Source organism: Clostridium sp. CAG:221 (genome assembly GCA_000435835.1).
GTDB lineage: Bacteria > Bacillota > Clostridia > Clostridiales > Clostridiaceae > Clostridium.
On the sequence record FR883348.1, the window covers coordinates 13,792 to 31,963 of the forward strand.

At 28.5% G+C, this 18,172-nt stretch carries 20 protein-coding genes; 11 read left to right on the forward strand and 9 right to left on the reverse strand.

Annotated elements, in window-relative coordinates; all coding sequences use genetic code 11:
* Positions 1–14: 14 nt before the first annotated feature.
* Positions 15–1,529 carry a bifunctional UDP-sugar hydrolase/5'-nucleotidase gene (locus Q5O44_RS00170; RefSeq protein WP_022166357.1) on the reverse strand — a complete coding sequence of 505 codons (1,515 nt, stop codon included), beginning with the start codon at positions 1,527–1,529 and terminating at the stop codon, positions 15–17.
* 234 nt (positions 1,530–1,763) lie between these two features.
* Here Q5O44_RS00170 and Q5O44_RS00175 point away from each other — a divergent pair, with 234 nt between their 5' ends.
* Positions 1,764–3,128 (forward strand): Na+/H+ antiporter NhaC family protein, encoded by a 1,365-nt coding sequence (locus Q5O44_RS00175; RefSeq protein WP_022166358.1) that lies wholly within the window; start codon positions 1,764–1,766, stop codon positions 3,126–3,128.
* On the opposite strand, the gene Q5O44_RS00180 is transcribed toward Q5O44_RS00175, so the two are convergent.
* The gene (locus Q5O44_RS00180; protein WP_022166359.1) at positions 3,105–3,500 is read right to left on the reverse strand and encodes a hypothetical protein; all 396 of its coding nucleotides are present in this window, start codon (positions 3,498–3,500) and stop codon (positions 3,105–3,107) included. The genes Q5O44_RS00175 and Q5O44_RS00180 overlap by 24 nt on opposite strands.
* Positions 3,501–3,618: 118 nt before the next feature.
* Positions 3,619–4,197 carry a hypothetical protein gene (locus Q5O44_RS00185; RefSeq protein WP_022166360.1) on the reverse strand — a complete coding sequence of 193 codons (579 nt, stop codon included), beginning with the start codon at positions 4,195–4,197 and terminating at the stop codon, positions 3,619–3,621.
* A 150-nt stretch (positions 4,198–4,347) separates the two neighbouring features.
* On the opposite strand from Q5O44_RS00185, the gene Q5O44_RS00190 reads away from it, so the two are divergent.
* Both Q5O44_RS00190 and Q5O44_RS00195 read left to right on the forward strand, forming a co-directional pair.
* Positions 4,348–4,923 carry a hypothetical protein gene (locus Q5O44_RS00190; RefSeq protein WP_022166361.1) on the forward strand — a complete coding sequence of 192 codons (576 nt, stop codon included), beginning with the start codon at positions 4,348–4,350 and terminating at the stop codon, positions 4,921–4,923.
* A gap of 59 nt (positions 4,924–4,982) precedes the next feature.
* The gene (locus Q5O44_RS00195) at positions 4,983–6,224 is read left to right on the forward strand and encodes an NAD(P)-dependent oxidoreductase (protein ID WP_022166362.1); all 1,242 of its coding nucleotides are present in this window, start codon (positions 4,983–4,985) and stop codon (positions 6,222–6,224) included.
* A gap of 40 nt (positions 6,225–6,264) precedes the next feature.
* Here the strand turns inward: Q5O44_RS00195 and Q5O44_RS00200 are convergent, their stop codons facing one another.
* The 4 genes from Q5O44_RS00200 to Q5O44_RS00215 are packed head-to-tail and all read right to left on the reverse strand — an operon-like array spanning position 6,265 to position 8,979.
* Positions 6,265–6,708: a gamma-glutamylcyclotransferase family protein gene (locus tag Q5O44_RS00200; RefSeq protein WP_022166363.1), complete on the reverse strand. Its 444-nt coding sequence runs from the start codon at positions 6,706–6,708 to the stop codon at positions 6,265–6,267.
* A complete protein-coding gene (pcp, locus tag Q5O44_RS00205) occupies positions 6,708–7,349 on the reverse strand; it encodes a pyroglutamyl-peptidase I (protein WP_022166364.1) in 642 nt (213 codons plus the stop codon). The genes Q5O44_RS00200 and pcp overlap by 1 nt, the downstream gene beginning before the upstream one ends.
* Before the next feature lie 13 nt (positions 7,350–7,362).
* Positions 7,363–8,292: a DUF979 domain-containing protein gene (locus Q5O44_RS00210; protein ID WP_022166365.1), complete on the reverse strand. Its 930-nt coding sequence runs from the start codon at positions 8,290–8,292 to the stop codon at positions 7,363–7,365.
* A gap of 21 nt (positions 8,293–8,313) precedes the next feature.
* Entirely contained in the window at positions 8,314–8,979 is a 666-nt protein-coding gene (locus Q5O44_RS00215) for a DUF969 domain-containing protein (RefSeq protein WP_022166366.1), read from the reverse strand.
* 306 nt (positions 8,980–9,285) lie between these two features.
* Between Q5O44_RS00215 and Q5O44_RS00220 the strand changes: the two genes are divergently transcribed.
* The 4 genes from Q5O44_RS00220 to Q5O44_RS00235 all read left to right on the forward strand — a co-directional run bounded on the left by Q5O44_RS00220 (position 9,286) and on the right by Q5O44_RS00235 (position 13,445).
* Positions 9,286–9,726, forward strand: coding sequence for a hypothetical protein (locus tag Q5O44_RS00220; RefSeq protein ID WP_022166367.1), 441 nt, complete (start codon positions 9,286–9,288; stop codon positions 9,724–9,726).
* Positions 9,727–9,838: 112 nt separating this feature from the next.
* Positions 9,839–11,620, forward strand: a complete 1,782-nt coding sequence (locus tag Q5O44_RS00225; RefSeq protein WP_022166368.1) for a M3 family oligoendopeptidase — start codon at positions 9,839–9,841, stop codon at positions 11,618–11,620.
* Positions 11,621–11,856: 236 nt separating this feature from the next.
* Positions 11,857–12,681, forward strand: coding sequence for a glycerophosphodiester phosphodiesterase family protein (locus Q5O44_RS00230; RefSeq protein ID WP_022166369.1), 825 nt, complete (start codon positions 11,857–11,859; stop codon positions 12,679–12,681).
* A gap of 65 nt (positions 12,682–12,746) precedes the next feature.
* Positions 12,747–13,445, forward strand: a complete 699-nt coding sequence (locus Q5O44_RS00235; protein WP_022166370.1) for a pseudouridine synthase — start codon at positions 12,747–12,749, stop codon at positions 13,443–13,445.
* A 96-nt stretch (positions 13,446–13,541) separates the two neighbouring features.
* Here the strand turns inward: Q5O44_RS00235 and Q5O44_RS00240 are convergent, their stop codons facing one another.
* On the reverse strand, positions 13,542–13,964 hold the full coding sequence (locus Q5O44_RS00240; protein ID WP_022166371.1) for a cytidine deaminase: 423 nt from the start codon (positions 13,962–13,964) through the stop codon (positions 13,542–13,544).
* A gap of 262 nt (positions 13,965–14,226) precedes the next feature.
* Between Q5O44_RS00240 and Q5O44_RS00245 the strand changes: the two genes are divergently transcribed.
* Both Q5O44_RS00245 and Q5O44_RS00250 read left to right on the forward strand, forming a co-directional pair.
* The gene (locus Q5O44_RS00245; RefSeq protein WP_022166372.1) at positions 14,227–14,946 is read left to right on the forward strand and encodes a serine/threonine protein kinase; all 720 of its coding nucleotides are present in this window, start codon (positions 14,227–14,229) and stop codon (positions 14,944–14,946) included.
* A gap of 151 nt (positions 14,947–15,097) precedes the next feature.
* Positions 15,098–15,796 carry a ferric reductase-like transmembrane domain-containing protein gene (locus Q5O44_RS00250; RefSeq protein WP_022166373.1) on the forward strand — a complete coding sequence of 233 codons (699 nt, stop codon included), beginning with the start codon at positions 15,098–15,100 and terminating at the stop codon, positions 15,794–15,796.
* A 71-nt stretch (positions 15,797–15,867) separates the two neighbouring features.
* On the opposite strand, the gene Q5O44_RS00255 is transcribed toward Q5O44_RS00250, so the two are convergent.
* The gene (locus Q5O44_RS00255) at positions 15,868–16,737 is read right to left on the reverse strand and encodes a methionyl aminopeptidase (RefSeq protein ID WP_022166374.1); all 870 of its coding nucleotides are present in this window, start codon (positions 16,735–16,737) and stop codon (positions 15,868–15,870) included.
* A 195-nt stretch (positions 16,738–16,932) separates the two neighbouring features.
* Between Q5O44_RS00255 and Q5O44_RS00260 the strand changes: the two genes are divergently transcribed.
* Together Q5O44_RS00260 and Q5O44_RS00265 are read left to right on the forward strand one after the other, a co-directional pair.
* Positions 16,933–17,436, forward strand: coding sequence for a DedA family protein (locus Q5O44_RS00260; RefSeq protein ID WP_022166375.1), 504 nt, complete (start codon positions 16,933–16,935; stop codon positions 17,434–17,436).
* A 122-nt stretch (positions 17,437–17,558) separates the two neighbouring features.
* Positions 17,559–18,062 carry a DedA family protein gene (locus tag Q5O44_RS00265; RefSeq protein WP_022166376.1) on the forward strand — a complete coding sequence of 168 codons (504 nt, stop codon included), beginning with the start codon at positions 17,559–17,561 and terminating at the stop codon, positions 18,060–18,062.
* Positions 18,063–18,172: the final 110 nt, after the last annotated feature.

The following is an 18,172-nucleotide window of genomic DNA, read 5'->3' on the forward strand; positions in this document are numbered from 1 at the left end:
TAAGTATAGTTTTTTTAGTAAACAACATTTATATATTTAGTGCAGTCTACTTGAACATTTGTATGCTTTCTAAAGTAATTAATTATTACTTCAGGCATTTCGCATTGTATTTCTTTTATCATAGGACATTCCGTTAAGAATTCATAGCCACCAGCACCTGTAGCCCTATAATTATTCATTACAAGTGATAATGATGTATTATCAGATAGCTCTTGGCCTTTAAATTTTATAGAAGTTACTCTTGAACCTACAGGTTTTCTTAAATCAAAAGTATATTCAATATTATTAAAATAATCATAATTATAATGTTGCACTTTAGGCTTTAGAAACCTATTTGAGATTGAAATAGTTTCATTATCTATATGGAAGTAGCTAGCACATCTTTCTAAAGCTAATTTTAAGTATTTTCTATTTACTTCTAAAACTGCAAGGGTGTTTGGAAATTTATAAGTAGACATTATATCTCTTACAGTAACATTTTTATTAAAGCCTTTTATTTCGTTAGAAAAAGAAGTGCAAGAAATATCAGCTCCGCTTTCATCAATTTGAATTTGGTTAATAAAATTAGCTAGTTCTGAACCATTTAGAGCCATTTCTAAATGTGATGAAGGCATTAATTCTTTGTTTAGGAAGCCAACAGGTGTATCAAGCCATTCTTGAATTTTTTCTTCTAATGGAAGATATTTTTCATACATTTCTTTTTGTGGATTCACAGATACATCTTTTAAAGATGATTCAATAGTTTTTATTCCATCATTTTGTAATGTAAGATCTAATTCTAGATATTTAGTTCCATTAAAAGGCGTTTGAGCTATATGAGTGCCATGAAGTGTCTGCCCAGCGATAGACATATGTTGATGGCCTGTTAGGAGAATATCAAAAGAAAAATCTTCACATAATTTATAGGCTATATTTTCTGATGTTTTAGTAAGCTGTTTATGTGTTTCTAAGTCATACTCAAAGCCACCATGATAAATACCAATAAGTACGTCACAAGAAGATTTTACTTCATCAAAATAATATGAAACAGCTTTATATGTAGTACTAATTGTTAGATTTTCAATATTTTCAGCACGTTCCCATCTATTTATAAAATCTGTTGTAATACCGATTATACCAACTCTTAAACCATTACCTAATGTTTTAATATCGTATGGTAATATAGGAAGCTGTCCAGTTTTATCCACTATGTTTGCACATAAGCATTTAGCTTTTAATGTATGGAGATATTTATTTAAATAAGTAAGACCATAATTAAAATCATGGTTTCCTAAAGTTATATAATCATAGCCAGCAGCATTCATTATGTCTGCTATTGGATGAATAGTGAAATCATTATTACTTAAATAGTTTGTAAAAGGAGAACCTTGAATAGTATCACCACAATCAATTATTAGAGTATTATCATCCTTTTTAAAATTTGACATTATGTTTAAAAGTCCAATGTTTTTTTCACTTCTATCAACATAATTAGTAGGATAAATATATCCATGCATGTCAGAAGTAAAGTAAATTTTTAAATTTTTCATATTATTACCTCATCTATAATATAGTATTTTCATTAACTTGCTATCTGCATTTAAATTATAACATTTATTGTGTGATAAAAAATATAGATATATTTATATAAGTAGATAAAAACCAGAAAATATATAAAAAAAATTAATTTTTTTATATATTTTATCGTAGTACTAATGTATACTTAATAGGGCTTTAAATAAAGTACTAAAATATAATTTTACAAAATGGAAGGGGAATGATAAGTGGAATACGGTGTATTAAGTATTTTACCAGCAATGATTGTTATAATCTTTGCTTTATTGACGAAAAAAACATTAGAGGCATTATTATTGGGGACATTGTCCACATATATAATAATGTATGGGTTTGGGTTCGGTAGCAAATGGTCTGAGGCCTTTTTTACAGCTGCTGGTAATCCAGATAATCAATGGGTATTAATTGTATGTGGTTTATTTGGGAGTTTAATTGCATTACTTAGAAAGTCTAAAGGAACATTAGGGTTTGCAGGAAAGTTAGAAAGATATTGTAAAACCCAAAAAAGTACATTGATTACAACCTGGATATTAGGGATTTTAATTTTTGTTGATGAATACTTAAACATCATGACCTTAGGGGCATGTATGAAAAATATAAGTGATAAGAAAAAAGTTCCAAGAGAATCATTAGCGTATATAATAGATTCTACAGGAGCACCAGTTTGTGTATTATTACCATTTTCAACATGGGCAATATTTTATGCCAGTGTTTTTGGAAAAGAGCCTGCTGTTGCAGCATTAAATTATGGAAGTGATATAGCTACATATCTTAAAGTTATTCCATTTACTTTTTATGCATGGGCATCAGTTATTATAGTGCCACTTTTCATTTTAGGTATAATACCTAAAATTGGTAAAATGAAAGACGCTTATAAGAGAGTGGAAACAACGGGAAAAGTTTATGGTGAAACTAGTAGTAAGTTTAATTCGGATTTGCTTGATGAATATGCAAATGGAGAAGGAAAGCTTATTGACTTTTTATTACCAATGGGTGTGTTAATTGGTATGACAATAATTAGCGGAGATTTATTTATATCTGTTATAGCAGCACTGTTTGTGTGTCTTGTACTATATGTACCAAGAAAGAAAATGACATTTGATGAATTTTGTGATATTTATATAAGAGGATTCTGTGACATGGTGCCAACAATAGCCATTGTGTTTATGGCCTTTGTTATGCAGCAAGCAGCTAATGATATAGGGTTGCCTAACTATGTAATAGAAACAGTTGCTCCATATTTAAATGGAGATATTTTCCCGGCAATATCATTTATTGTGGTTGCATTACTTACATTTATTACAGGAAGCAACTGGGGCATACCAGCAGTATGCGTACCAATTATTCTTCCACTTGGAGCATCATTAGGTGCTAACTTAGTTTTAGTAATGGCAGCAGTATTATCTGGAGGAGCATTAGGTAGTCATGCTTGTTTCTACTCAGACGCTACAGTATTAACATCTAGTTCATGCAGTATTGATAATATGGATCATGCACTAAGTCAAATTCCATATGCACTGATTGCAAGTGCAGTAAGCTTAGCAGGATTTTTAATTTGTGGATTTATTCTTTAATAATTCCATGGCTTTTTCCTTTGCATAAAGAAAAGAGTCTTTTACTAATTGGAATTCTTTTTCGGTGGAAATAGGACGATAATATCCTTCTAAACATACTCCTTTAGAAGGACCATGAACATTAATGGTCATATTCATATAAGCAGGTATGCCATAAATACATTCATCACAGTTATGTTCTATGGATTTGAAAAGTTCAAAATTATTACGAAGGGCTATAAGATGATTGTCTATATCTGTACTTTTTATGATAATTGATATATTACCACCGCCAGGGTCAAGAGGAAGGAATGAATATTGGATAAACCACTTATTATTAACGATTGTGAGAATTCCACCACAGGGTAGTTTTTCATAATAAGGTAAAGTCAAAATAAAACCTCCTTGTAAAATTTGGTTATAAATATATTTTAAGATATATATCAATTTCTTTCAAGGATATCTAAAACAGCTAGTTTTATGTACTAGCTGTTTTTCTTTTACAAATAAATTAACATATTTTCAACTTGATAAAATATTTCTTCTTAGACATTTTAATGTAATAGTCGTATCCTAATGACCAATATTTTAAGAGAGAAGGATTATATTTAGCTACATATTTTAGAAAATCATCAAAAAGTTCAAGTTTTACAAGTACATGAATGATATCTTTAGGATAAGGTGTGTTTTTTATATATGGCTTTCTTGGATCGATGACTTTAAGTTTTTCATTGCTATCAATGAAAATATGAGCGCTTCTAATATTAATTCGTGTAAAATTTAACTTTTTAAATTCCTCCACAAGTTCAATTATTTCAACGGCAATATTATATGATAAACCATGCTTATAAAGATAACTTCCTAAGTTTTCACCAGAAATGTATTCTCTAAGCACCATTTTATCTGCTATAAATAAAACATTAGGAAAAAAACGACTATTTTTAACTTTTTCTAAAATTTCTACTTCATCATTGGCATTTTTAGATTTATAAAATATTTTTAAAGCAAATCCTTCTGGTGTAAGATAAACGCGACCTTCATGTCCTTTGCCAATGAATTTACACTTTTTTATATCTAGAACGTATCTCATTTTATCACTTTTATATATTGATTTAATAATATTATATGAAGTAGATTAAAATATGATTATTGGGAATGGGAGAGTTATGATGAAAATACTATATATAGGAATATTAAATATGATATAATAATTATTATTAATAAATAGGAGTGTATATATATGGATAATAAAATAGCTTTAGTATATTCAAATGGAGAATATACAGTTAATATAAATGGAACTTTGATGCACAAAGGAAATGATGCTGAAGAGATGTTTGAAAAATTTCAAAATGTTATAAAAAATAACTCAATAAGAGAAACAACATCATGGGAATATATAAAAGATAGAATTAATGAATTAAATTTAAGAGAAGTAAAAATAAATGAAGATTATAAAACTATTGAATTTCAAAGTATTAAATACTTCCATAATATAAATAAGTTATATAATATAGCTGGGGATTCTATGGTGGAACTGGCAGGGGCTTATAATTTACTATACTTTATTTTAGAAATGAATAAGGCAGGATATCTTAGAGATTCTCAGGATTTAGTTGATATATGCATGGTTGCAATGGACAATAAAGCAAATTATAGATATTATGATACTAACTTTATTATTACAAGTGCAATGTTTAATTATGGTGTTGCTGAATATAATTTTGCAACTGGTAAAATACATAAAGGAGTATCAATAGAAAAAAGTACATTTGAAGAATTTAAGAAATACGTATTTGGTGTATTTGATAAATAATACTTAAATTTGATAAAATAAATGCTATAAGTCTTTTTAAAAACAGAGGGGAGAAACAAATGAAAGAATTATTATTAGAAGCAGATAGATGTTTATTATGCAAAAAGCCAAGATGTAGAATGAACTGTCCAATTGATACACCAATACCGGAAGTTATTTCTTTATTTAAAGAAGGAAAAATCCATGAAGCAGGAGAAATGCTTTTTGAGAATAATCCATTATCAGCTATTTGTGCAGTGGTATGCCCTCATGAGGATCAATGCAAAGGAAATTGTATAAGAGGAATTAAAAGTGAGCCAGTGAGATTTTGTGAAATGGAAGAGTTTATATCAAGTGAATATCTAGATAAAATTCATTTTGAGAACCTTCCGAAAAATAAACATAGTGTTGCTATTATAGGTGGTGGACCTGCTGGTATTACTTTAGCATTTATTTTAGCTAGAAAAGGATATAAAATCACTATTTTTGATGCTCATGAAAAAATAGGTGGAGTATTAAGATATGGAATACCTGAATATAGACTTCCTAATGAAATTATAGATAAATATGAGGAAAAACTTTTAGAACTTGGAGTGACAATTAGACCAAATACACTTATAGGACCAGTAATTACAGTTGATAAATTATTAGCTGATGGATATAAGGCTGTATTTATTGGTACAGGGGTTTGGAATCCTAAGCCATTAAATATAAAAGGGGAAAGTTTAGGAAATGTACATTATGCCATAGATTATTTAAAATCACCATCTGTATATAGATTAGGTAAAAAGGTTGCTGTAATTGGTGCTGGAAATGTAGCAATGGATGCAGCAAGGACTGCAAAGAGAAGCGGAGCAGATGAAGTATATGTATTATATAGAAAAGGCTTTGAAAATATGACATGTACTAAGGCTGAACTAGAAGAAGCCAAGGAAGATGGCGTAAAGTTTGAATTATTTAAAGCACCACTGGAAATTACAGAGGAAGGTGTTAAATACATAGAAACAGAAAATGCAGAAGATGATAATGGTAAAATTATAACAGTAAATAAAGAAGGTACAGAAGGTTTATTTGAATGTGATTCTGTTATTATAGCTATTAGCCAAGCGGCAAGAAATAATATAGTATCCAATACCACTGGCCTTGAAATAAATAAATGGGGATTATTAATAACTGATAAAAGTGGGCATACCACAAAAGAAGGTGTGTTTGCATCAGGGGATGTTGTTACAGGGGCAGATACTGTAGTTAGAGCTGCAGCACATGCAAAACTTGTGGCAGAAGAAATAGATAAATTTATTAAAATAAAATATGAAGACTAAAAGTTAATAATAAATTATTAAATATAAATAAAGACTCTGCTTATTTAGCAGAGTCTTTATTTATATTTAACATATAGTTTTTCCAGTCACCATCACTGATAAAGACTGCTTTTTCATTAAAGTCTTTATCAATATCAGCGTTGTAGAAATATGTATAACATTTTTCTTTTTTATTAGAATTTAAATGATTAACTTCTAAAAGAATTTTATGATATTCATTATTAGGATTATTTTCTCCTAAAAATCCTTCCATGATGTCAATTGCTTTTACTGTAGAATCATAATCTTTAACAGTAATTATTTCACCAACAACTACACCAGTACCTTTAGTAATTGCAGGATAGCCTTTGTAAGGCATATGATATAAATCCATATTTTTTAAAACTGCAGGCTTTATATCAAGTGTTTTTCCTTCTAAATATTTTTCAAAGTTAAAGAAGTTTGGCCTTAAGCTTCCATATACAAAAAGGTTATATTGTTCCATTAGCAGATTTCGCCTCCAACAGCTTTAACATCTTCTTTGTTTTCTACAGCAGCTTTGATAGATAATTCTAGACCTTTTGTTATATCAGATGCTGACATAGAAGGCATGTTAGGCTTAGTAACTACTTGAGAAGGTATATATGGTACATGGATAAATCCACCTTTTATGGTAGGGTATTTCTTATATATCATATACATGATACCATACATAACATGGTTGCATACAAATGTACCAGCTGTGTTTGAAACAGAAGCAGGAATTCCTCCATCTTGCATTTCTTTTACCATTGCCTTAATAGGAAGGTTAGTAAAGTATGCTGTTTCTCCATCTTCAAATATAGTTATATCAATTGGTTGATTTTTTTCATTATCTTCAATTCTAGCATCATCGATATTTATTGCTACTCTTTCTGGAGTAACACCAAATCTTCCACCAGCTTGCCCAACTGAGATTACGATATCAGGGCTGTGTTTTATTATGTTTTCTTCAATTTTTTCTAATGATTTTCTAAAAACAGTAGGTATTTCAAGTTTTATTATTTCTGCACCTGCTATTGTGTCAGGTAATGCTTTAACTGCTTCTAAAGCAGGATTAACACTTTCTCCTCCAAAGGGATCAAAACCTGTTATTAATACTTTCATTATATATCACTCCTTAAAATCCTAAAAAATACATTAATAATATATGAATAGTTAATAAAGCAATAGCAAAAGGAGCTTGAGCTTTAATAACTAAATTCTTATCTTTCATTTCAAGTAATACTGCTGGTAACATATTAAAGTTAGCAGCCATTGGTGTTAATAATGTTCCACAGAACCCAGCTGTTAATGCTAGAGCTGAACAAACAATAGGATCTCCACCTTGAGCAAATACAAAAGGAACACCTATACCTACAGTAATAACTGAAAAGGCAGCAAATCCATTACCCATGATAGCAGTGAAGATAGCCATACCTACACAGTAAGCAATAACACCAGCTAATCTGTTTCCGTCAGGGATAACACCTGAAATTATATTAGAAATAACATCACCAACTCCAGCAGCTGTAAATAAAGCACCAAGTGAAGCTAGAAGTTGAGGTAATATAGCAAATACACCTACAGATTGGAACATTCTGTTACTATCTTCAATGTATTCTATTGGCTTAGCTTTAGTAAATGCAAATGTTAATAATAATGCAACAACTGCAGCGATACCGATAGCAACTGTACCAGATAATTTAGTGAATTGTGCTATAGCCATAGCAACAAAAGCAATAGCTAATGAAGGTATAAATATTTTTAAACCTAATTTATCAGCTTTTAATTGAGCAAATGTAGTATCAAGTTGTTTTAAAGTTCCTATGTTTATTTGTTTTAAAGCAGATAATATTGCTATTACAATAATAAGTGTACCAACTACTGCAGGAGGTAGCAACTTACCAAATATAAAAATTGCAGATACTATACCCCAAAAAAGAGCTGTACCTATTCTAGTTTTATGATTTTTATCTTTTAAAGTAAATACCATTGTAGTAGCCATGTATAGCCCTATCATGATATAAAATATTTCTAGTAATGTATTTGACAATTTTGTTATGTCCATATAGCTTTTTCCTCCTAACTATTATTTTTTGTTGTACTTTCTTTTTAGACTATTATCAAGAAGATAGTTTTGTAAAATACAAAGTGCAAATGCAGCTAATGCAATTGGAAGTGAAGCTTTAGCTATTTGTAGAGTATCTACATTATAGCCTAGTGATTCTAAAGTACCTGAAATTAGAAGAACTCCAGCGTTTGCCATAAAGACATTTTGACCAAAGAAGTTACCTATATTATCAGAAGCTGCTGAATAAGCTTTAATTTTATCAATATCTTTTTCATCTAAATTTCCATATTTAGCTATAGATGCACCTTCAGCCATTGGATTAATAAGAGGTCTTACAAATTGAGGATGTCCTCCAAGTGTTACTCCCATAGCAATAGAAGATTCTCTTATAAATGTATATCCACTTAATAATGCACCAGTAGATAACCCTTTTGCTTTTTTTATAAGGTCTATAGCTTTTGCTTTTAATCCATATCTTTCACATAATCCTATTACAGGTAAAGTTAACATAAAAAGACATGTTGTTCTATTGTTAATAAATGCTGTTCCTAAAGTAGAAAGTATTTCTGAAATACTCATATCTGCAACTAATCCTGTAACTACACCAGCAGAAACAACAACTGCTATTGTATCAAGTTTTAGTGCAAAGCCTACTATAATAATTAAAATTCCAATTAATGACATAATTATCGTTTCCTTTCTTTATCATATACTTGTTTTTTATTATTATACAAAAAAAATAAATAAAAATCCATGTAAAATAGTAACAATATTAAAAAAAGAGTATGAAATTGTTGGGTAAAATAATAAAAAAGCAAAAAAATATAAAAAATATAAAAAAATATGAATATATATGACGGAAAAATACAAAGTAATTGTATAAATATGCAATTTTAATGTATATATATTTTTTAGAATTTTTTTATTACGAATAAAGTATTCAGTGCATATATTAAATATAAACTATGAAGTTAAGTTAATGGAGTTATTATGAAAGATAAAAAGAAATCATATAAAAGTCAATCAGATAATACTGAAAATAATAACTCAAACCAAAAACAAGGAGAAATATACAAAGAATTATACATTATTAACATATCCATATGGGGTGTATTTTTAATTCTTTACGGGATTATAATTAATATAGAATATCTCTTTTGGCAAAGAAGTATAATTTTGGATAATATAAATAATACTAATTTTACAGAAAATATGGAGGATTTAAGTGATAGTCCTAGGAAATCTAATTTAATTTATTTGATAGTTACTGCTATATTTGTTGGGATTCTTTGGGATGGATATAATACTGTGAAAAATAATAGCAATTCACAACCAATAGATATTCAAAAAGCATATAAAAATTTAGTTGCAATATTACTATTATTTTTAGGTACATCTATTAATTTTGATGTATTGAATAATAATTATTAAAATTAATTTTTTACCATGTATAATTTCTTTAATAGTCCAAAAATGATAAATATTGACAATGAGTAATATTATTTTATAATGAAGTTATATTTGTATATTTTGGAGGTTAAAAATGAATTTAAATTGGAGTTTAAAAGAATTATATACATCATTTAATAGTGAAGAATTTCTAGAAGATATGGAATGTTTAACTGAAGTAATTGATGAAATAAATAAATGGACTGAAATTATAGTAAAAGATACTGATTGTGCAAAGGTTAAATTAGAAGGGTATGTGGAAAGATTTTCTGTATTAGCAGATTTGATTACCAAAATAGGGTCTTTTATAGAACTATCTATAAGTGTAAATACAAAAGATGATGAAGCTTTAAAATATTCAGATATATTGGAAAAGAAGCTTACTAAAATAGTAGAAGCTGAAACAAAGTTAAATAAGTGGATTAGCAGTATTGAAAATATAGATGAAGTTATAAAGGATTCTATATTACTAAAGGATCATGAATTTATATTGAAAGAAGTTGTGGAAAAGAGTAAGTATTTATTAACTGATAGAGAAGAAGCTATTATTGCTAATATGCAAAATACAGGATCCAATGCTTGGGGAAAATTAAAGGATAATTTGATTTCTACTCATAAAGTTGAAATCAATGAAGATGGTAAAATAAAAGAATATCCGTTAACTGTTGTTTTAAATATGGCTTATGATAAAGATGAAAAGGTTAGAAAAAGAGCATATGAAGCAGAAATAGCATCATATACAAAAATTGAAGAAGGAGTAGCTGCTGCCTTAAATGGAATAAAAGGTGAAGTATTAACTATTTGTGAATTTAGAGGATATAAATCACCACTAGAACAAACTTTAATAAATTCTAGAATGGATGAGGAAAGTTTAAATGTAATGCTTGAGGCAATGAAAGAAAGTATGCCTAAATTTAGAGAGTATTTAAAAAGAAAAGCAGAAATACTAGGACATAAAAATGGACTTCCATTTTATGATATGTATGCACCAATAGTTGAATCTGATATGGAATTTGATTATGAAAAAGGAAAGAAATTTGTAGTTGATAAGTTTAGAACATTTAGTGATAATTTAGCAAATTTTGCACAAAAAGCTATGAATAATAATTGGATAGATGTAATGCCTAAAGAAGGTAAGGTAGGGGGAGCATTTTGTGCAGGAATTCATTATTTAGGAGAAAGTAGAATACTTTTAAATTATGGCAATAGTTTTAGTGATGTTGTTACAATGGCTCATGAATTAGGTCATGGATTCCACGGAGAATGTTTAAAAGATGAATCAGTGCTAAATACAGAATATCCAATGCCTATAGCAGAAACAGCATCAACTTTTTGTGAGACAATAGTAAAAAAAGCTGCTATAAAAGAAGCGGATAAAATTACAGCATTAGCAATACTTGAATCAGAAATAAGTGATTGTAATCAAGTAATTGTAGATATTTATTCAAGATTTTTATTTGAAAAATCATTATTTGAAGCAAGAAAAGAAAGTGCTTTAACAGTGGACCAAATAAAGAAATTAATGTTAGATGCACAAAGAGAGGCATATGGTGATGGATTAGACCCTGAATATTTACATCCTTATATGTGGACATGGAAACCACATTATTATTATGCTAATAGTAATTTTTATAATTTCCCATATGCATTTGGGCTTTTATTTGCAAAAGGTCTTTATGCAGAATATTTGAAAAAGGGATCTGAGTTTAGCAGTGAATATGAAAATCTATTATCAATTACTGGAAAACATAATATTGCAGATATAACTAAAGAAGTAGGAATAGATATTCATAATAAAGAATTCTGGAAATCATCATTAAGAACTATTGAAGAAGATATAGATAAATTCATGGAGTTAAGCAAAGAATTACTATAGTAAATTAAAGCCAGGTTGTATTTTACCTGGTTTTTTATTTTGTCAATTAAGCAAGCAATACTTAGTAGATGGAAAGCTTGGAGGAGAAGATGTGAAAGAACTAATAATTCCTCAAAATATGGGCATTAATACTAAGGAATAATTAATTAATTATTATAAAAATATATAATATATAATATAGGGGAATTTTAAGAGTTTTCTTAAAATCTTTTTTATATACTAAAGAAGGTAATAAGGTGTACGTTAAAACTTTTAGGTATTTAATAATAGTATTTATATTTATTTTTTCATATAATTTGTTAGAACATAACATACTTTCTGATGAAAAGATTTATGAAAATGGGAAAGTTTCTATAACAGCACATAGGGGAAGTTCATTAAAAGCAAGAGATAATAGTATTGAAGCCATTAATATTGCCATTGAAGAAAAAGCAGATTATATAGAAATTGATGTTCGTAGGACAAAGGATAATAAACTTGTGTTAAGCCATGATGATGTATTTATGAAAAGTTCTGGTGAAAGCTTTAGTATTGCAGGAAGCACTTTGAAGGATATTAATGGAAAAGGAATTTTATCTATAGGGAAAGATGATAAAATTGTTACCTTAGAAAAGGCACTAAAGGTTATAAGAGGAAAGTCAAAAATAAATATTGATTTAAAGGTGAATAATGATAAAGAGTTAATATCTAAGCTTGTAGTAAAATTAATTGAAAAATACAACATGGAGGAAGAGGTTATTATAACATCAAGTAATTATGGAGCATTACTTGATGTTATAAGTTATGACAGTAATATAAAGATAGGCTATATTACTAAAAGTTTAACAGATGATTTTAATGTAGGTGAAATTGATGTTATTTCCATAGCGTATGAAGGTTTAAATAAAGAAGTGGTGCAAAGAGTTCATGGATTTGGTAAGCAGATATTTGTTTGGACAGTAAATGATGAAGAGAAAGGTAAGAGAGCTATTTCTTTAGGAGTGGATAATATAATAACAGATGATGTAGTAATGATTAAAAATCTTATAAACAAAATTAGCTCAAATGTAGGGGACATCTGAGCTTTTATCAAATATATAGTATGATATAATTTAGATATTATACAAATGATAGAATAGGTGATATGGTGAGGATTAATAAATTATTAAGCAATTTAGGAATATGTTCAAGAAAAGAAGCTGCAAGATATATAGAAGATGGAAGGATTAAGATTAATGGTGTTTTATCTATACCAGGTCAATGGGTTGAAGAAGATGATGAAATTCTTATTGATGATCAGCCTGTTGCTGCTAGAGAAAAAGTATATATAGCTCTTAATAAACCAGTGGGAATAACTTGTACAGCAGAAAAGACGGTGAAGGATAATATAATAGAGTATGTAAATTATCCAGAATATATATTTCCAGTAGGTAGATTAGATAAGCCATCTCAAGGGCTTATTATTTTGACCAATGATGGAGTTTTAGCCAATAAGATTTTAGAGTCAGAAAATGAACATGAAAAAGAATATATTGTAACTTTAGATAAGGACTTTGATGAAAAATTTATTGAAGGTATGTCCAGTGGAGTTGAAATATGTGGACAAATAACTAGGCCGTGTAAGGTGTTTAGAGTGGACAACAATACTTTTAGAATTATTTTAACTCAAGGGTTAAATAAGCAAATTAGAAGAATGAGCAAGGTTTTTGGTTATAATGTAATAAGGCTTGAAAGAGTGAGGATTATGAATATAACATTAGACGGTATTGAATATGGAAAATATAGGTTTATATCTGAGAGTGAAGTGGACGAGATGTTAAGATTAACTGAAAAAAATAATCTATAAAAATATTGAAATTTTAAGAATAGCTTGCTATAATATGTTTTTAAAAAAGATTAGTGCTGCAACACTAATCTTTTAAAATTTATTATATTATTGGAATTATTTAAAATCTTTACTAGTGAAACCTAAAGGTAATAATTCTTTTAATAAGAATTCTTTGTAATCATCAGGACTTTTAGCTAAGATAACTCTAAAAGTTTCTGGGTTACAGAATTCAGCCATTACCTGTCTACACACACCACATGGAGCGCAATAATCACCTTCGCCCATTTTAACATCAGCTTTGTTTCCTACAATAACAATAGCTGAGAAGTCTTGTTGACCTTCTGAAACAGCTTTAAAGAAAGCAGTTCTTTCAGCACAGTTTGTTGGAGAAAAGGCAGCATTTTCAATATTACATCCTTGATAAACTTTTCCATTAGTACCAAGTAGTGCAGCACCTACATTAAAGTTTGAGTATGGTGTATAACAGAAATTTTGAGCTTCAAATGCTTTTTCAATTAACTCTCTATCACTTATCATATAGTTCACCTAAACCTTTCTACTTAAAAAATTTGTATAAAATAATATAAGTATATATATATTATTATACAAAGGAACAATATTATATCAGAAAAAAAAATAAAAGTAAATGGGAATTAATCTTTAATTTATATGAGATAAAAGTTGACTATACACACTTGGAAAAATTATACTTTTTAATAAAGGGATAATTTTTCTGAATAATACTATAAGTATTTATGAAAATGAAGTTATAATAATAAAAATAAAAGGTGGATTAGATATGAAAAAAATAAAAATTTTATTAATAATAGCTTTATCAATGTCTATCCTTATAGGTTGTAGCAAAAGTAGTGAAAGTAATGGCAAAGATAGCAATAGTCAAAAAAAATCAAAGGTAGTAGATACAGTAACTGAAGATACAACAAAGGTGACTAGTGGTGAAATAAAAGATGATAGTGTAAGTACAGCTGTAACTAGTGATAGCCAGGCAAGTACTGATGATAAAGGAGAAGTGCAAAAGAAGAATGAAGAAGATACTTCAATAGATAATAACACCAATGAATCCCATAGTGATGAAAAGAATGATATAAACTTGAAGTATATTGTATATAATAATGTGAAATATGGCTTTCAAATTAAATATCCACAGGAATTATCTGTGTTAGATGAAGGCATAGACGATGAAGGCATGGCTGTAACCAATGAAGAGGGAGATTTTTGTATTTATGCATATGGCTTTAATAATGAAGATGGTGACACCATAGATTCTATGAAGGATAGTCTTATGGTAGATGGGGCACAAGCAGAAGATATAGATGATGGATTTATCTTAACTTATGATGAAAATGGTACACAAAATAAATATGTCATGAAGATTGGAACAGGATCAATTAATGCAATGATAATTACTTATCCTATGGATAAGGAAGAAGAATATAAGAATATGGTAAATGCAATAATAGGCAATTTTACTCCTGGAGATTTAAGTGCCTCTTATTAATAATTTAGAGTATTCATTTTTAGAAATTGAAAAATAAATTGAGTTTTAGTTATATTTAGAAAGTGTTTTAAATATATTTGGAATATGTTGACAAATATATTATGTAAAGATAAGATGATAACAGTTATCAATTGAAAAATGGAGGGGTAATATGTTATTTATTTTATCATTAATAGGCACAGTGTCTTTTGTACTTTTATTTAGAAAAGCAATGAAGAAATATGCAGTGCCGTTTTATCTTGTGGCTACAGCAATTACAGTGTTTTTCTTAGTTTATAGACTATCAGGAAATATACAAATTCCAGACGTTATTAACAAATATGTAATGAAGCCACTTAGTCAAGGAACTATATCTACAGCTTTATTTAGTATAGTAATGTGGATTGGTGCCCTTAATAGAAAGAATCCAGTGGTGAAAAAACTATTCAGTATAAGAGGAGAAATGTCTATCATAGCTTGTATATTGACTTTAAGTCATAATATATATTTTGGTATTATATTTTTCCCAATGCTTTTTACATCACCAGGAAGCATGAGCACAACGCATTTCATTGCCATATGTATAACATTAGTATTAATAGCTCTAATGATTCCTTTAATGGTTACATCATTTATTACAATTAGAAAGAAAATGAAATTTGCTTCATGGAAGAAGCTACAAAGATTGGCATATGTATTTTATATGCTGATATATGTACATGTAATGTTGATGTTTGTTCCTAAAATAAGCATGGATAGTAGTTATATTTTAAATATAGCAGTGTATTCAGTGGTATTTTTAGGCTATGCAATATGTAGAGTGATAAAAGCAGTAAGTGTTAAAAATGGAGATTTAGTAAAAGCAGTATAAAAAATAAGTTGTAGATTTAAAATAATCTACAACTTATTTTTTGTGTTATAAATATTTACTTAGTGAATAAATTAGTAAGTTAATATTTCAGCACCATCTTCAGTTATTAATACTGTATATTCCCATTGAGCAGATGGGTATCCATCTTCTGTTAATGCAGTCCAATCATTATCTGCATCGATAAATAAATCTGGAGCTCCCATATTTATCATTGGCTCAATGGTAAAAGTCATTCCTGGAACTAGAAGCATTCCTGTTCCTGCTTTACCAACATGAGCAACAAAAGGATCTTCATGGAATTGTAATCCTATTCCGTGTCCACCAAATTCTCTAACTACAGAGTAGCCATTTGCTTCAGCATGTTTTTGAACAGCTTCAGCAATATCACCCATGAATCCCCATGGCTTAGCAGATTTTAAACCGCAATCTAGACATTCTTTAGCAACATCAACTAATTTATCAAGCTCAGGATGTACAGCACCTATTTTGAACATTCTTGAAGCATCTGAGAAGTAGCCATTAAATATTGTTGAAACATCAACATTTATTATATCTCCTTCTTTAAGAATTACATCTTCACTAGGAATTCCATGGCATATTTCATCATTTATTGATGTACAACAGCTTTTTGGGAAACCTTGATAATTTAAAGGAGCAGGTATAGCTCCTTGAGCTACAGTAAAGTCATGAACAAGTTTATCTATTTCAGCTGTAGACATTCCTGCTTTTATATTTTTAGCAACTAGGTCTAAAGCACCAGTATTTATTTTAGCACTAGCTTTTATACCTTCAATTTGTGCTGGAGTCTTTATAATTTCTCTAGGAGGAACTTCAGCACCATTTCTTTGATAGTGTGCTATTTTTTCATCAAATTGTAAGTGACATTGTTTATATTTTTTATTACTGCCACACCAGCAGTGATCATTTCTGTTTAAAGTCATTTTATTATCTCCTTATTATCGAATATATAGTTATTATATTACTTTATTTAAAAAAGAAAAAGGGAAAATGCAATAAATGATAATTGTTTTCAATGGGCTTTGTAAATTTTGAGAAAAATGCTTAAAATTATAATGAGATAATATTTCACAAGAGTTATGATATAAGTAAATAATAATGATGGAAGGAAATGATATATGGATAATTATCAACTAATAATTCAATATATATTAAAGTATGGAACAACAGTTATATTTTTGCTTTTATTTTTAGAACAATTAAATTTTCCAGGGTTAGCATCATCTATTTTAATGCCAGCAGTTGGAGTTTTGGTAGCAAAGTATGAATATAGTTTTATATATATGTTTATACTAACATTAGTGGCTTCATTATTAGGAAGCATAACATTATATTATTTGGGATATTTTATAGGAAATCCTATGATTAATTGGATAAAGCAGAAGTTTCCTAAAACTCAGGAGCCAATAGATAAAATTTTAATATATAGTAATAAATATGGTAAAAAGGGTGTACTTTTATGCAGATTTATTCCAGGAGTGCGAACACTGGTATCTTTAGTATGTGGAAGTGTGAAAGAAAACTTAATAGAGTTTTTAATATTTTCATCAATTGGTATTGGAATATGGAATTTAGCATTAATGTTAAGTGGTTATTTAACAATTAATTTAATTAACAGATGAGAAAATATACATTGATTTGTAAAGAAAAATTTACTGTATAATAGAAAAAGTGATGATATGTAATATATAATAAATATATTAAATAAATATATTTATCTAAATAATGATTACGAGGTAAATTTATGGTGAATAATGTTAATTTAGTTGTTGAATATATATTAAAATATGGAATAATATTTTTATTTTTTATTGTGTACCTAGAGTATTTAAATCTTCCAGGATTACCAGGAGGAGTAATACTTCCAGCCATAGGAGTACTTATTGCTAATAATAAATATAGCTTTTTTGGTGTGTTTATAATATCTGTTTTAGCTGGTGTCTTAGGTAGTATATCACTATATTATGTAGGATATTATGTGGGAAATCCATTGCTAGAATGGATAAGGAGAAAGTTTCCTAAGACTAAAAAATCCATTGATAAAGCTTTTGGATTTAGTAAAAGATTCGGCAGTAAAGGTGTATTTATTTGTAGGCTTTTACCAGTTGTACGAACCATAGTTTCTTTAATTTCTGGAACTGTTAAGGAAGATATAGTTGAATTTACAATTTACTCTACTTTTGGTATAGCCATATGGAATTTAGTATTTATCTTTGGGGGATATATAACAAGTAAAGCACTGCTGTGATAATAATGAATTATGAATGATGAGTTGAAAAAGGAGCTTTCTTAAGGAAGCTTCTTTTTTATATGTGTGCCCAGCATGGGCAACAACTTGACGGTGAAAGTCCGTTGTGG

Bases quoted from the DNA above. Each gene is read 5' to 3' on its own strand.
- Q5O44_RS00240 (WP_022166371.1), bottom strand. From the start codon at position 13,964: ATGATAAGTGATAGAGAGTTAATTGAAAAAGCATTTGAAGCTCAAAAT.
- Q5O44_RS00250 (WP_022166373.1), top strand. From the start codon at position 15,098: ATGTTATTTATTTTATCATTAATAGGCACAGTGTCTTTTGTACTTTTA.
- Q5O44_RS00260 (WP_022166375.1), top strand. From the start codon at position 16,933: ATGGATAATTATCAACTAATAATTCAATATATATTAAAGTATGGAACA.
- Q5O44_RS00210 (WP_022166365.1), bottom strand. From the start codon at position 8,292: ATGGACATAACAAAATTGTCAAATACATTACTAGAAATATTTTATATC.
- Q5O44_RS00200 (WP_022166363.1), bottom strand. From the start codon at position 6,708: ATGGAACAATATAACCTTTTTGTATATGGAAGCTTAAGGCCAAACTTC.
- Q5O44_RS00255 (WP_022166374.1), bottom strand. From the start codon at position 16,737: ATGACTTTAAACAGAAATGATCACTGCTGGTGTGGCAGTAATAAAAAA.
- Q5O44_RS00185 (WP_022166360.1), bottom strand. From the start codon at position 4,197: ATGAGATACGTTCTAGATATAAAAAAGTGTAAATTCATTGGCAAAGGA.
- pcp (WP_022166364.1), bottom strand. From the start codon at position 7,349: ATGAAAGTATTAATAACAGGTTTTGATCCCTTTGGAGGAGAAAGTGTT.
- Q5O44_RS00225 (WP_022166368.1), top strand. From the start codon at position 9,839: ATGAATTTAAATTGGAGTTTAAAAGAATTATATACATCATTTAATAGT.
- Q5O44_RS00170 (WP_022166357.1), bottom strand. From the start codon at position 1,529: ATGAAAAATTTAAAAATTTACTTTACTTCTGACATGCATGGATATATT.
- Q5O44_RS00265 (WP_022166376.1), top strand. From the start codon at position 17,559: ATGGTGAATAATGTTAATTTAGTTGTTGAATATATATTAAAATATGGA.
- Q5O44_RS00220 (WP_022166367.1), top strand. From the start codon at position 9,286: ATGAAAGATAAAAAGAAATCATATAAAAGTCAATCAGATAATACTGAA.
- Q5O44_RS00195 (WP_022166362.1), top strand. From the start codon at position 4,983: ATGAAAGAATTATTATTAGAAGCAGATAGATGTTTATTATGCAAAAAG.
- Q5O44_RS00190 (WP_022166361.1), top strand. From the start codon at position 4,348: ATGGATAATAAAATAGCTTTAGTATATTCAAATGGAGAATATACAGTT.
- Q5O44_RS00215 (WP_022166366.1), bottom strand. From the start codon at position 8,979: ATGTCATTAATTGGAATTTTAATTATTATAGTAGGCTTTGCACTAAAA.
- Q5O44_RS00245 (WP_022166372.1), top strand. From the start codon at position 14,227: ATGAAAAAAATAAAAATTTTATTAATAATAGCTTTATCAATGTCTATC.